Origin of the sequence: Paenibacillus amylolyticus (assembly GCF_036894225.1) — a bacterium.
Classification (GTDB): domain Bacteria; phylum Bacillota; class Bacilli; order Paenibacillales; family Paenibacillaceae; genus Paenibacillus; species Paenibacillus amylolyticus.
In genome coordinates this window covers 4,240,737-4,253,850 of the sequence record NZ_CP145892.1, presented here as the reverse complement: position 1 = coordinate 4,253,850, position 13,114 = coordinate 4,240,737, and the positions used below count along the sequence as shown (strand labels likewise).

The 13,114-nt window shown below is 47.7% G+C and carries 12 protein-coding genes; 5 read left to right on the top strand and 7 right to left on the bottom strand.

Annotated features, from left to right (window positions below; translation table 11 throughout):
• The first annotated feature begins 130 nt into the window (after nucleotides 1-130).
• Genes V6668_RS18780 through V6668_RS18770 form a run of 3 tightly spaced genes read left to right on the top strand, consistent with a single transcriptional unit; the run spans nucleotide 131 to nucleotide 2,406 of the window.
• Nucleotides 131-631, top strand: a complete 501-nt coding sequence (locus V6668_RS18780) for an RNA polymerase sigma factor (RefSeq protein ID WP_152416945.1) — start codon at nucleotides 131-133, stop codon at nucleotides 629-631.
• The gene (locus V6668_RS18775) at nucleotides 624-1,076 is read left to right on the top strand and encodes a hypothetical protein (RefSeq protein WP_338706432.1); all 453 of its coding nucleotides are present in this window, start codon (nucleotides 624-626) and stop codon (nucleotides 1,074-1,076) included. Before V6668_RS18780 ends, V6668_RS18775 begins: the two co-directional genes overlap by 8 nt.
• A gap of 28 nt (nucleotides 1,077-1,104) precedes the next feature.
• Complete coding sequence (locus V6668_RS18770) at nucleotides 1,105-2,406, top strand: multi-tm2 domain protein (RefSeq protein WP_100527252.1); 1,302 nt, start codon at nucleotides 1,105-1,107, stop codon at nucleotides 2,404-2,406.
• A gap of 151 nt (nucleotides 2,407-2,557) precedes the next feature.
• Here the strand turns inward: V6668_RS18770 and V6668_RS18765 are convergent, their stop codons facing one another.
• From V6668_RS18765 to V6668_RS18735, 7 genes are all read right to left on the bottom strand, one after another.
• Nucleotides 2,558-3,211 carry a methylthioribulose 1-phosphate dehydratase gene (locus tag V6668_RS18765; RefSeq protein WP_338706430.1) on the bottom strand — a complete coding sequence of 218 codons (654 nt, stop codon included), beginning with the start codon at nucleotides 3,209-3,211 and terminating at the stop codon, nucleotides 2,558-2,560.
• 3 nt (nucleotides 3,212-3,214) lie between these two features.
• Nucleotides 3,215-3,892, bottom strand: a complete 678-nt coding sequence (locus V6668_RS18760; RefSeq protein WP_315371259.1) for a 2-hydroxy-3-keto-5-methylthiopentenyl-1-phosphate phosphatase — start codon at nucleotides 3,890-3,892, stop codon at nucleotides 3,215-3,217.
• Nucleotides 3,889-5,112, bottom strand: a complete 1,224-nt coding sequence (locus V6668_RS18755; RefSeq protein WP_076317454.1) for a 2,3-diketo-5-methylthiopentyl-1-phosphate enolase — start codon at nucleotides 5,110-5,112, stop codon at nucleotides 3,889-3,891. Before V6668_RS18755 ends, V6668_RS18760 begins: the two co-directional genes overlap by 4 nt.
• Nucleotides 5,109-5,969 carry a pyrroline-5-carboxylate reductase gene (gene proC, locus V6668_RS18750; RefSeq protein WP_036671976.1) on the bottom strand — a complete coding sequence of 287 codons (861 nt, stop codon included), beginning with the start codon at nucleotides 5,967-5,969 and terminating at the stop codon, nucleotides 5,109-5,111. The genes V6668_RS18755 and proC overlap by 4 nt, the downstream gene beginning before the upstream one ends.
• A 36-nt stretch (nucleotides 5,970-6,005) precedes the next feature.
• Nucleotides 6,006-7,253 (bottom strand): glutamate-5-semialdehyde dehydrogenase, encoded by a 1,248-nt coding sequence (locus V6668_RS18745; RefSeq protein WP_338706429.1) that lies wholly within the window; start codon nucleotides 7,251-7,253, stop codon nucleotides 6,006-6,008.
• Between the two features lie 57 nt (nucleotides 7,254-7,310).
• Entirely contained in the window at nucleotides 7,311-8,414 is a 1,104-nt protein-coding gene (proB, locus tag V6668_RS18740) for a glutamate 5-kinase (RefSeq protein WP_338706428.1), read from the bottom strand.
• Between the two features lie 361 nt (nucleotides 8,415-8,775).
• On the bottom strand, nucleotides 8,776-9,984 hold the full coding sequence (locus V6668_RS18735; RefSeq protein WP_338706427.1) for a pyridoxal phosphate-dependent aminotransferase: 1,209 nt from the start codon (nucleotides 9,982-9,984) through the stop codon (nucleotides 8,776-8,778).
• Between the two features lie 260 nt (nucleotides 9,985-10,244).
• Between V6668_RS18735 and V6668_RS18730 the strand changes: the two genes are divergently transcribed.
• Nucleotides 10,245-11,240: an ABC transporter substrate-binding protein gene (locus V6668_RS18730; protein ID WP_338706426.1), complete on the top strand. Its 996-nt coding sequence runs from the start codon at nucleotides 10,245-10,247 to the stop codon at nucleotides 11,238-11,240.
• Between the two features lie 203 nt (nucleotides 11,241-11,443).
• A complete protein-coding gene (locus V6668_RS18725) occupies nucleotides 11,444-13,066 on the top strand; it encodes an ABC transporter substrate-binding protein (RefSeq protein ID WP_076250026.1) in 1,623 nt (540 codons plus the stop codon).
• Nucleotides 13,067-13,114 lie beyond the last annotated feature (48 nt).

Below are 13,114 nucleotides of genomic sequence, written 5' to 3'. Positions count from 1 at the left end.
GTTTTACAAAAATTTGATAGATCACGCAGGGGTTAACGCACAAGCTGTCGTCTATTGTATTGGAGAGGAGGGGAGAGTTATTGATGAAGCGCGCGTAATCGAACAAATCCGTCAAGGAGATACTTCCCAGATGCGTACTCTGATTGATAAATATAGCCAGCATGTATACCATGTGGCCTATTCCGTACTCAGGAACGATCAGGAAGCACAGGATGCAGCTCAGGAGGCGTTCATACAGATGTATAAGTCTCTCCCCGACTACCGTTCTGAAGGTTTCAAAACGTGGTTAACCCGAATTGCCTTTCACAAAGCGATTGATGCCAAACGCAAGCTGGGCAGACGAACTGCTGAGGATCTGGGTGGAGAAGAAAAAATAATCAATATGCCCGGACGGGATGAAGACGTTCTTACCCGTCTCGTTCGTGAAGAGCGTCAGGATAAACTTCGCGAACGAATTAATCAGTTGCCTGCTCAGCATCGTGACATTATCACTGCGTATTATCTAAGCGAAAAAAATTATGAGCAGATTGCCAGTGATGCACAGGTGGCTGTGAAGACTGTGGAATCCCGCTTGTATCGTGCCCGGCAGTGGATTCGAAAACATTGGAAGGAGGATGAATGGCGTGAGTAAACAGGAGAAGTATACCGCTGCGCAATGGACTGATTATATTGAAGGCCATATGAGTGAAACTCAAGCGAACCAAATGGAACAGCTTCTGATGGAAGATCCGGATGCGATGGACATCTATCTGGAAGCGCTTGGTATCCATGGAGAACTGCCTTCGCTACATGACCCAACAGGGTTTGCGGATTCAGTCATGCATCGGATTGAGGGCATTCAATCACCCAAGGTACAACGCAAACCCCGTGCTGGACGAAATCGGCGCTGGCTTGATCATAAAGTGTTCCATTACGCGGTAGCGGCCTGTTTGACATTGATCTTCCTCTCGTCTGGACTTTTTGACAAGGTAGCACCCTATCACAAGTTCCAGGATGGCGACCACAGAGGGTCTTTTACCGAGAAATGGACGGAGGCAGCCACTTCATGGCTGGATAACCTCAAGCCTAAACCATAAATAGTTTCGCATTGCCTGAAAAGAAAGGATGACGACTGTGCACTCAGATCGTAACAAATTACTCGCATTTCTATTAAACCTGATACCAGGTCTCGGTTTCATGTATTGGGGACGGGCTGCAAGGGCTGTGATCTATCCATTGCTTTTCTTCGGAACAGCTGTTGGCTCATTCATGTTAGCCATGGTCACTAATGAACAAGATTTATTGATTTTCGGTGCACTTTTTGCTGCTTTCTTCTGGGGGATCAGCATGCTGGATATGGTTATTGTTCTGCTCCGTACACCTTCTGCCCGAGAAGCACATTATAGGGGATACGGTGCGGCTTATGGAGCGCCTCCACACCAAGGGGCAGCCTACCAGGGAGCATACATGGGTCAGCAAGGGCCTATGGAGCAGATGAATGAAGATGAGCTGCATCAACATCCAGGTGGTGAATATGGCCATCCTGAGGGCCCCTATGGTCAACCCATGTACCGAAAAGGCAGTGAGGGTGAACGGTTCTTCACCATTTTGCTCTCATTTGTTCCGGGATTGGGACATCTTCATCTGGGATTGTTACATCGTGGGTTGTCGTTCCTGATGGCGTTCTTTGGTTCATTTGCCATGATGGTTTTTGTGGCTTCGATCACCAATGAATCCGTATTTTTAATGTTTCTGCTCATACTGCCCGTAATATGGGTATACTGCATGTTTGATGCGGTGCAGCACGTCCACCGTAAGCAGGCTGGTGAGATATTACAGGATCGGACATTATTCGAGGAATTGGAGATGGGCAGAGTAGCCGGACGACGTAGCAAAGTGCTTGCAACGCTGCTATCTGCTTTTCCAGGTGCAGGTCATCTATATCTGGGATTACAAAAAAGAGGCATGCAATTAATGTTCCTGTTCCTGGGCAGTATCTATGTTCTGGACCTGCTTCACTTATCTGTGTTTCTGTTCATGATTCCGTTAATCTGGTTCTACAGCTTCTTTGACGGGCTACAGTGCTCCAGTCGTTATGGACGCGAGCCTTTGGTTGATCAACCGATCTTCAAGGACTGGGCCCGCCATCAGCGTCTGATTGGTTTCGGGATTGCCGCGCTGGGTCTATATTACCTGACGATCCGGCTTGTCATTCCACAGCTGAATGAGCTCTTCCCTAATGCATTTATGACATACGAGATTCGTTCCTATTTAAACACCGTCATTGTATCCTTGCTGCTCATTTTTGGCGGCTTGAAACTGCTGTTTGGCAAGCAACGGGGGACGGGTATCCAAAGTGCTGCTCATCGAAATGATGAGGGAGCAGACAGTCTCTTTTTATTCAAGGATCGGGATGATCGACTGTAGAGTGACCTAAAGATTATTTACACTGACACTACGATGACAGAGCAACCTTTCAATCGCTGTTATCCCATAACAGAAAAACACGCCAAGGGCTAGGTATATCAGCCTCTGGCGTGTTTTTGGTTGTACAGCTTTGATTTCGAATAAATGATTGCTATTTCGTAGCGCCCTTCAGCAGAAGTTGACGGTACATCACTTCGAACAAGAACTCGAACGCTTCCAGATGACGTTTCGCTTCAAAAGCATCCTTGCCCCACGCATATATGCCGTGGTTACGCAGCAAAATTCCTGGTACGTTGGCATCAAGTACACCTGGCACCAATTCAGCGATAGATGGAATATCTGCAAAGTTAGGCAGGACGGGTACACGAATCTCCGCATTTTCTTCCCAAATGTTGAAAGCCTTGATCAATTCGATTCCTTGAATCGGTACGTGTCCATCTGCTCCAAAGAATTCACTGATCAGGTTGTTAAACACAGTATGCACGTGGAATACAGCACCACAACCCGTCAAACGATAGATTTCGCAATGAATCAACGTTTCGGCACTTGGTTTCAACGTTGTTGTTTCAATTGCTTTGCCGTGTTTGTCCACAAAAAGAAAGTCTTCCGGAGTGCGAAGTGATTTGTCTTTGCCTGAGGCGGTAACCGCAAAATAAAATTGCTCCGGTTCAAAGTCTCCTACACGCATCGACAGATTGCCACTTGTTCCGGGGAACCAGTTACGACCGGCAAACAACGCTTTAATATCAGCCAGTTCTTCAAGGACCTGACGTTTGTGTTCCAATGTAATCTTTTCAAAGCCCATCGTTTACAGCACTCCTTGTGTTTGCTTCTGTTTCATATCTTCGATGATATCGTAAAAGGTAACGAATGGCACATGGTCCACACCAAGTTCAATACATTTATCCGTCAAAATGGAGCGGGAGTAGACGAGATCGGCAATTTTGGCACCCTCAAAATCTGTGAGACTGTCTCCAATAAGGATTCGATTGTATTGTTCTTCCGGGAAGGTACGAATGACTGTTGTTTTGCACATGCCGCAGCCATTCTCACAAGGAGGCTGGCAGGGATTTGGCCATTCAATCTTAATGGTTTCACCCGAGAAGTCAGCTCCGTTGCAATAGACATGATCCTGCGGGATATGAAATGGTGCGAGTAACGGTTCAATGAAAAAGTCCATACCACCGCTGGTCACATTGAATTCGATACCTTCGCTGCGAACGTAGTCAAGAAACTCGCTGAATCCTTCACGGATCCCCGCTTGTCCAAGCACAAATTCCACAATTTCATCTTTCTGCGATGCAGGCAACAGAGCAAACATGGCTCCAACACCTTCACGCAGCGAGATTTTTTGCTCAATTGTATCTTTCATAATCGCTTCAATGCCCTCAGGCTTGAAATGTTTCATGATTGCGACAATATTGTCCGAGAGCGTAATCGTACCGTCAAAGTCACAGAAAATGACTGTTTTTTTATCACTTCTCATCGTTCGCCACCCCACAGATCCAATGCACTTTTCAGCTCCGGATGCTCGGTTGCATACTGCGCGAGTGGAATGGAACGTTGAGCTGCCTCAATGGCTTGCAGGAATGCACGTCCGCCTGCCTCAGTGCCCATAGGATGTCCATGAATACCGCCACCAGCATTAACGATGACATCCGTGCCAAAGTCGCGCAAAATGAGCGGTACAAGGCCTGGATGGATACCGGCTGAAGGCACTGGCATACTGGTTCGTACTGGCAGATCGGCTGTCAGTAATTGCTCCGTGATCGCCATATTTTCTTCCTTCGGCATCGTAACCGAACCATAAGGAGAAGGGAAGAGCACCAGATCGGCACCCGCAAGACGCATCAACTGGCCTAGTACAACCGAAGCGGACATGCCGTAATGTGGTGAAGGATACAGTGCACCTGCAAGAGCAGGGTGAGCCATAATTGGCACATTGATGTCAGGATCACTGCTGAGTTCATGCAGCACATCATATCCGTAAGACAATACGTTGAATAACAGGGCATTGGCTCCTGCACCAATAGCGCGTTCAGCTTGTTGCTTCAGACGAGATGTAGGTCCTGTAAGATTGGTTGCATACAGAAGTTTCTTGCCGGTCTCCTGGCGTGCCTGTTCGGCAGCTTTCATGCAGACCTCGACTCTTTTTTCGATAGGTGTCAATTTATTCTCAAACAGAATCTCATCGTCCTTGATCAAATCAACGCCACCAAGAGCCTGACGAATAAATTGTTCACGCAGTTCATCTGCATCCAGTCCGATAACTGACTTAAAGATACTCATTAACAGTGGACGATCATGTACACCAAGCAGATCACGAACACCATTCAGTCCAAACTTGGGTCCCGGGAATGCACTCAGGAAGCCATCCGAGAAACCAAGCTTTGTAAGTTTAATTCGGCCATCCATTGAGATTTTGCCAAAGACCGTCACGAGCAGGGCAGGGATATCACGGCTGAAGTTAACATCAGGATATCCGATGGTAATATCGGCGTAACGCTCACCCGCAGCTATTCCTTCAGCTTCATTTACTTCTACGCTGATTACTTCACCCAGATGTTTCTGCATCGCTTCACGCTGGGCTTGCGGCAACTCAGTCCAGCTACCCACGGTCATGCCAATCGCGATAGACTGAGCCTTCTTGCGAAAGTCTGCATGATCATCATGCAGACGATATGTGGCTGTGCACATGTTATTCATTTTAAATCCCCTTCCAAAGCAGCTCCCATCTCCCGTGAGCGCTCTGCACAGCGGTTGACGGCTGCGATTACATTTTCAAAGAAATCTCCTTCGTCCAGCGTCTTCAGTGCTGCTTGGGTCGCCCCTCCCGGGGATGTCACATCACTACGAAGTTTCATCGGTTCCAAACCGGTTTGTTGTACCATACGTGACGCGCCCAGCACCGTCTGAACAGTAAGATCACGAGATTGCTGGCTGGATAAGCCACCACGAATACCTGCGGCAATCATGGCCTCCATTAAATAGTATACATAAGCAGGGCCGCTTCCGGAAATCCCAGTGAGCACTTCGAGTTTATCTTCAGGTACGATGGTTACGATACCAACCGCTTCAAACATGGTCATCACCGTACTACGCTGTTCATCCGTAATCTCCGCAGAGAAGGCAAGCCCGGTTGCACCGAGTCCAATGGTACTGGATGTGTTCGGCATGGTTCTCGCGATCGGTTGTTTACGACCAAGCAAGGACTGCATCGTGCGGATTGATAATCCGGCAATGACAGATACGATCAGTTGATCCGGTGATAACAGTGGCCCAAGTTCGCGCAGCGCTGCGGCAGCATCTTTGGGTTTCATACAGAGTACAATGACCGGAGTGGAGGCAAGGTGATCCAAGGATTGCGAGGCAGTTCCGGTATGTACAGCATAACGGGTGCTGAGCTCCTCCTGACGTTTCTGGTTGCTGCGGTTCAGCATCGTAATATCCTGAGGACGAACGACTAGGCGGGAGATCAGTCCGCGCACGATGGCTTCAGCCATCGCGCCTGCTCCGTGGAAAGTAATCTTCTGTTGTAGTAACGTCTGTTGCTCTTGACTCATATTTATCGTTCCTCCTATATAACTGTTGCTGGGATATTATTGACGAATCTGTCCATTGCCTGTAATCCGATATTTGGTTGAAGTCAGTGCTGGTAGTCCCATCGGTCCACGAGCATGCAGTTTCTGAGTGCTGATTCCGATTTCGGCTCCATAGCCAAATTCAAATCCGTCGGTGAAACGTGTGGACGCATTGTGATAGACGGCTGCTGCATCCACATCATGCATGAAGCGCTCTGCATGGGCTGTATCCCGGGTTACGATACACTCGGAATGTTTGGTTCCGTAATGTGCGATGTGCTGCATCGCTTCATCCAGGTTCTCGACCACCCGGATATTTAAAATATAGTCGTTGTACTCGGTCGCATAGTCTTCCTCGGTTGCCTCAAGGGCAGAAGGAACAAGACGGCGCACCGTGTCGCAACCTTTTAAGACCACATTGGCCTCACGGAATTGCTCGGCAAGAGCAGGCAGATGCTCTTCCGCGTATGCGGTATGCAGAAGCAACGTTTCCATGGAGTTACATACGGATGGACGTTGTGCCTTGGCATTGATGGCAATTTCGGCTGCCATAACTGGATCGGCTGATTCATCCACATAGGTATGGCAAATGCCCGCTCCAGTTTCGATGACAGGTACCGTTGCGTTGGCAACCACATTACGAATGAGGGAAGCTCCTCCGCGTGGAATGATGACGTCCAGCAGTCCGTTCAACTTGAGCATCTCATCTACGGAAGCACGATCTGCATCTTCAACCAATTGCAAAGCATCAGCAGGCATGTCTGTCGTTGTGAGTGCCTGATGCAGCACCTCCACAATTTTACGATTGGAGGACAGGGCAGAGGAGCCGCCGCGCAGAAGCACTGCATTACCTGTTTTAAGACATAATCCGGCTGCGTCTACAGTTACATTAGGACGAGCTTCGTAGATGATGCCAATTAGGCCAATCGGCACTCTTAATTTTTCAACATGTAATCCGTTTGGACGGGTAAATGTCTCTAACACTTCGCCGACTGGATCAGGCAGATCTGCAATCTGACGTAACCCTTCAGCAATGCCAGCAATGCGCTCCTTATTAAGTGCGAGCCGATCCAGCATGGATTCCGGCGTACCTTGTTCTCTGCCGCGTGCCAGATCTTCGGCGTTTGCCGTAATGATGGAATCCGTTCCCTTAATCAAAGCATCTGCCATGACACGCAGGGCCGTATTTTTCTGTTCTGTATTCAATCGGTTCAGCTGTGGAACCGCTGCTTGGGCTTTGCTGGCTTTTTCTCTGACTTCACTCATCGTAATTCCTCCTCATATATATAAAGTTAAAATTTTAACCACTATATAGCTTCATAGTTATTTTAACGTAATCCATTCGTCTCTATGAATAACCTCAAGTCTATGGATGCTAGCGAGTTGTTTCATCACTTCCCCACTGGGAAGTCCGGCAATGAGTCGAAGCTGGTCATCATCATAATTGACAATACCGCGACCGAGCAAGGTTTCATCCATTCCAATGACCTCTACGACGTCTCCGGCATGGAATGTTCCCAGTACCCGCTTGACCCCTACAGGTAGAAGACTGTGGCCCCCATGGACAAGTGCCTCTTCAGCACCATCATCCACAACGACGGTTCCCAGCGGAGTAGACATGAAGCCAAGCCACTGCTTTTTACGGGATAACGAAGCGAGTCGTGTCTCAAAGTAAGTTCCTTTGCCCGTGCCATCAACTGCCTTCTGCATATCTCCGGGTTCTTTCACACTTCCCACAAATACGGGTACGCCTCCACGTGTAGCTACCTTGGCTGCATCAACTTTGGATCGCATTCCGCCTGTGCCAACCGCTGAACCTGAACCGCCGGCAAAAGCGTAGATCTCCGCCGTGATCTCGGGGATACGGTCATAACGCACGGCAGTTGGATCTTTGCGCGGATCTGCGGTGTACAGGCCGTTGGTATCGGTAAGAATGATCAGATGCTGTGCCTTCACCAGGTTTGCAACCAATGCGGACAACAGATCGTTATCACCAAACTTCAATTCGTCCACCGACACCGTATCATTCTCATTAAAAATCGGAATCACTCGCTGTTTGAGCAGTTCCTCCACAGTCATGCCTGCATTACCCATGCGTTTACGACTGTGAAAGTCTGTACGAGTTAACAGAATTTGCGCCGTAGTAACGCGGTGCGCTGCAAAAGCCTGTTGATATGCCTGCATCAGTAATGCCTGCCCAACGGCCGCTGCGGCTTGTTTCTCATGCAGCAGTTTGGGGCGCTGAGGGTAACCGATCTCCCGGAATCCGGCCGCTACCGCTCCTGAGGTGACCAGAAGTACTTCATGGCCCTGATCAGCCAATGCTGCAATTTCTCCGGCAAAAAAAGTGATCGAACTGCGATCCAGACCGCCTTCTTCCGTTGTAAGCGAGCTGCTTCCAATCTTAACTACAATACGTGAAGTCATGGTTTCACTTCCTTAAACATGATTAATAAGTGCTTCTGGAGCAGGCTTTAGCGGGTACAAAAAAAACTCCCGCCCTTTAGTTAAAAAGGACGAAAGTTCGTTACTTCCGCGGTACCACCTTTATTGATGATTAGATCATCCGGCTTCATGCCCTGTAACAGAAGGCACTGTCCTGCACGTAACAGGCCGCTCAGGGGTAGGTTTCAGAGAAGAGCCGCGGTAAATTCTTTCAGCAGGGTGGAATTTACTCTCTGGGCGCGACTGATATTCTCTTACTGGTCCCGTCATCACGTTTCGTTCAATATTTCTTATAACATACCATGGAAACTTGGCATATGCAAAGGGGTTATGGTCCTGTAAATTACTTGAATAAATTCAGCTTACCAATCCGCTCGACAGCTTCGCTTAATCGGTTTTCATCACTTAACAGTCCCGCGCGCACATAGCCTTCGCCATGCGAACCAAAACCAATACCTGGGGCTACGGCTACCTTGGCTTCTCGCAGTAACAAGTCTGCAAATGAAGCGGAGGTATAACCGGCAGGTACAGGCAACCAGCTGAAGAATGAACCTGCGGGTTTCGAAGCTTGCCAGCCAATCGAGGAAAGAGCGTCATAAAACGTATTGCGACGCGATTCGTAGCGTGAAACCAGTGAGGCAACACATTCCTGTGAGCCAGTAAGTGCTTCCGTTGCCGCAGCCTGAATTCCACCGAAGAGACTGACATAGATATGATCCTGAAGCAGATTGATTTTAGAGACAATCTCTGCATTACCGAGTGCGAATCCAACACGCCATCCAGCCATATTGTATGTTTTGGATAACGTATAGAATTCAATCCCCACTTCTTTGGCACCAGGGGCTTGCAGGAAACTTACTGGACGATGTCCGTCAAATCCAATTGCACCGTAAGCAAAGTCGCTGGCAATGACGATTTGATTTTGAATGGCAAATTCAACCGTATCTTCGTAGAACGAAAGGGGTGCCGTTGCTGACGTTGGGTTGTTGGGATAGTTCAGGAACATCAGCTTGGCATTCTCCCGATCTTCGGCTGTAACAGCTTCGTAATCCGGCAGGAATGCGTTGGACTCCAGCAAAGGCATAAATGACATGTTTGCTTTGGCGAGCGCAACACCAGACCAGTAATCCGGGTAGCCCGGATCTGGAACGAGAACGGTGTCGCCGGGGTTAAGCAGGACCTGAGGTAACTGAACCAATCCGGTTTTGCCTCCGAACAGAATGGCTACTTCAGTCTCGGGGTCCAGATCAACGTTGTAATCTTCCTTATAACGTTTGGCGACAGCTTCTTTCAGGAAAGAGTGCCCTCTAAAAGGGGAGTATTTGTGGTAGAGGGGATTCTCAGCCGACTCTTGCAGTGTTTTCACAATATGAGGAGGTGTAGGTGTATCCGGGTTCCCCTGACCCAGATTAATCACGTCATGTCCACTTGCGATTTCACGATTTACATTTTGAACAAGGGTAGCAAAAAATTGCGTTGGCAGCTGTGTCATCACATCAGAAGTCGGTATCTTAAAAGCTGAACGAGCAGATGTATGGTCTGATTGGGTCATTATATTCATCACTCCGGTTATTAATAATGGCAAATAGTTCTCATTAATTTATCACGCAAATCCCGAGCTGTATAGAGGGAAATGCACTTGAATATACAGTACATAGGAGCAAAGAGCGGAGTATTGTACAAAATTGAAAGTACTCATTTAGTTTTGTCCATTGAGCTGAGAGAAGCCATGTTTTATGATAATATCCGATAATGATAATCAATATCATTAATTTCTGGCACAACGCACATGATATAGGGGGAGAAATAGAAATGAAAAAGGGCATACGAAATACGGGAGTATTATTAACGATCACATGGTTATCCATCCTGCTACTGGCTTGTGGAAATCAGGCTGCAACACCTGCTGCTGGCGCAGATGATTCCAAAGCAGCCACAGAAACCACAGAGACCCAAACTGCAACGAAAGAGACGAACGAGGGCGAGACCCGGATATTCAAAGACTGGACTGGCCATGAAGTTGAGATTCCTGTAAATCCGAAGCGAGTTATCTATCATGGAGAAGTTACAGGGGATCTGCTCGCGCTTGGTGTAGTTCCTGTCGGCATACTTCGTCAAGAGGGAACCGTATTTGATGATCAGGTTGCTCAGTCAGAAGATGTAGGATTTCCGATCAGTGTGGAAAAGGCGTTAGACCTGAATCCCGATCTGATTATTTTCTCCAACAGTGACGAGGCTCAATATGATCAGATCGCAAAGGTTGCACCCACGGTTACATTTGATTCGTTTGGTTTAATAGAAGATCGCATGCGTATCCTTGGCGATTTGTTGAATAAGAAGCAAGAAGCGGAGGAATGGGTTACGGCTCATCAAAAAGCGACGGAAGAGATGTGGACGCAACTTCATGAGAACGGATTAAAAGAAGGGGAGACTGCTTCGGTATTCACCATGTATCCCGGGAATCGTCTGTTTGTCATGGCGGGTGCAGGATTGCCACAGTTGTTATACGGAAAAGACGGGCTGAAGCCAACCGCGGAAATCCAGAAAGTATTGGATGAAGACATGGGATTTGTAGAGATTTCGACTGAAAAATTATCTGAATTTGCCGGTGATCGGATATTTATTCTGGATCCTGTGACCGACGATGCGAAGCAATCCACCAAGGAATTGCTGGATAGTACAATCTGGAAGAACCTGCCTGCGGTGAAAGAAGGAAAAGTATATCGTTTTAATATCGTAAAAGCTTCTAGTGATGCCCTTTCCAGGGAGTGGCTGTTACAAGAGCTGCCAAAACAGATGGTTCAATAATGGTGACGAGCTAGTGAGGCAGCAGTAACACCTTTGAGTAATGCAGTTATAAAAAAAGTGAAAGGGGCCTTCAACATTTCGTTGAACGCTCTTTTTTGCTGAATAAACTCATATCTGGATTATTAACAATCTCTAGCTTATAATCAGACCATACAGAATGATTGATAATCATTCTCATTTTAGAAAAAACGAGGTGAACCGACATGCAGGCTTTGGATGCCGATGGGGGAGCGTTGTTCTTTTCAGCATTCATGTTTCGGCTGGATCATCTGGTACGTCGAATTGAACCACCTGAACAGGTGATGCTGGAAGTTGCTTGCGAGAAACATGCGTTCCTGATCTGTGAAGAAGGGGATGGGCGTTTATATATAGGGCATGAACAGTTTCCGTTTACTACGGGATGTGTTTATCCACTTTCTCCGGGAGAGGGGTACCAGATTGAACATCGTAATAACTCGGAATTGAAATATATCATAATGGCTTTTGATGTTATTCATGTGTTGACGGGTGATCCCGAACTCTTTACCCGCGCTCTATTTGAGCACAGAAACCAATTGAATGGTTATCCCTATGCTCCGTTAAGTGGGTTGCTGGAGCAGATGTATGTCATTCGGAATTATAAAACAGATGCTGAATACAGCCATCTGAATGCACAGTTCCAAAAATGGATGGAGATGATCATTACCCGGTACACTTCTCCAAAGACGGAACAGAGTATGGAGACAAGACTACACAGCACGATTCAGTATGTGGACGACCATTATGCTGAAGAAATCACTGTACAGAAACTGGCACGACTTGCGGAGATCAGACCTGTACAATATACGACCCTTTTCAGACAACTCACGGGTCACAAGCCGCTCGATTATGTGAATCATGTTCGCATCAAACATGCCAAGGACTGGCTTCGCAAATCAGATGAACCACTTCGGGATATAGCGAGCCGCGTGGGGTTTAAGGATGAGTATTATTTCAGCAGGCGTTTTCGCCAAATGACCGGATTATCTCCTCGTCAATATGACAGATCGATTCAGCAGCAGACATTAGTACAAGATTGGTTGGGTCATGATGTGAATATTCCAGTAAATCCGGAGCGAATTATGTATTACGGAGATTGCGCTGGGGATATGCTGATGCTGGGCATTCAGTTGCTGGAAGAACGGACATATGACGCGGTCGCTCCGGTTAATGTGGAAGCCGCTGTTATCATGAAGCCGGACTTGATTATTTTTGATAGCAGCAATGAACAGCAGTATGAACAACTTTACCGGATTGCACCGACGCTTGCTTACAATTCACATGCCACTTTGGAAGAACGAATGCGCAGATTGGGCAGCTGGTTTGGCAGACAACCGCAGGTTGAACAATGGCTAACCTCCTATGCGGAGCGTACCGAGCAGATGTGGGCGAAGATCCATACTGTGATTGAAGAGGGGGAAACGGCATCCGTATTTACATACCATCGGGGTGCACGATTATTTGTTATGGGCAATATCGGTCTGGCGCCTATGTTATATCATCCAATGGGATTCAGGCCAGTGACCAAAGTGAAGGAAGCACTTGTGGCAGGCAGAGCCTATAAGGAAATCTCGGCTGAAGCGGTACGTCAGTACGCGGGAGATCATGTGTTTGTTATGCTGCCTGAGGAAGTTGTGGCAAGACAGGCTACAGAGATGCTGATGAAAAGTCCCAGTTGGCAGGCCCTTCCGGCTGTGCAGAATGGACGGGTATATCCTGTGGAGGAGTCAACATGGAATGTGGGTGATGCGCTCACGAGTGATCGATTGTTGACCCTGCTCCCTGAGTTGTTGTGTGCAAGTTCATAATAAAAACAGGCTTGCAGTCCTCAAGAGGATCAAGCTATGATAGCAGGT

Bases quoted from the DNA above. Each gene is read 5' to 3' on its own strand.
- V6668_RS18780 (WP_152416945.1), top strand. From the start codon at position 131: ATGCGTACTCTGATTGATAAATATAGCCAGCATGTATACCATGTGGCC.
- V6668_RS18770 (WP_100527252.1), top strand. From the start codon at position 1,105: ATGACGACTGTGCACTCAGATCGTAACAAATTACTCGCATTTCTATTA.
- V6668_RS18765 (WP_338706430.1), bottom strand. From the start codon at position 3,211: ATGGGCTTTGAAAAGATTACATTGGAACACAAACGTCAGGTCCTTGAA.
- V6668_RS18760 (WP_315371259.1), bottom strand. From the start codon at position 3,892: ATGAGAAGTGATAAAAAAACAGTCATTTTCTGTGACTTTGACGGTACG.
- V6668_RS18755 (WP_076317454.1), bottom strand. From the start codon at position 5,112: ATGAATAACATGTGCACAGCCACATATCGTCTGCATGATGATCATGCA.
- proC (WP_036671976.1), bottom strand. From the start codon at position 5,969: ATGAGTCAAGAGCAACAGACGTTACTACAACAGAAGATTACTTTCCAC.
- V6668_RS18745 (WP_338706429.1), bottom strand. From the start codon at position 7,253: ATGAGTGAAGTCAGAGAAAAAGCCAGCAAAGCCCAAGCAGCGGTTCCA.
- proB (WP_338706428.1), bottom strand. From the start codon at position 8,414: ATGACTTCACGTATTGTAGTTAAGATTGGAAGCAGCTCGCTTACAACG.
- V6668_RS18735 (WP_338706427.1), bottom strand. From the start codon at position 9,984: ATGACCCAATCAGACCATACATCTGCTCGTTCAGCTTTTAAGATACCG.
- V6668_RS18730 (WP_338706426.1), top strand. From the start codon at position 10,245: ATGAAAAAGGGCATACGAAATACGGGAGTATTATTAACGATCACATGG.
- V6668_RS18725 (WP_076250026.1), top strand. From the start codon at position 11,444: ATGCAGGCTTTGGATGCCGATGGGGGAGCGTTGTTCTTTTCAGCATTC.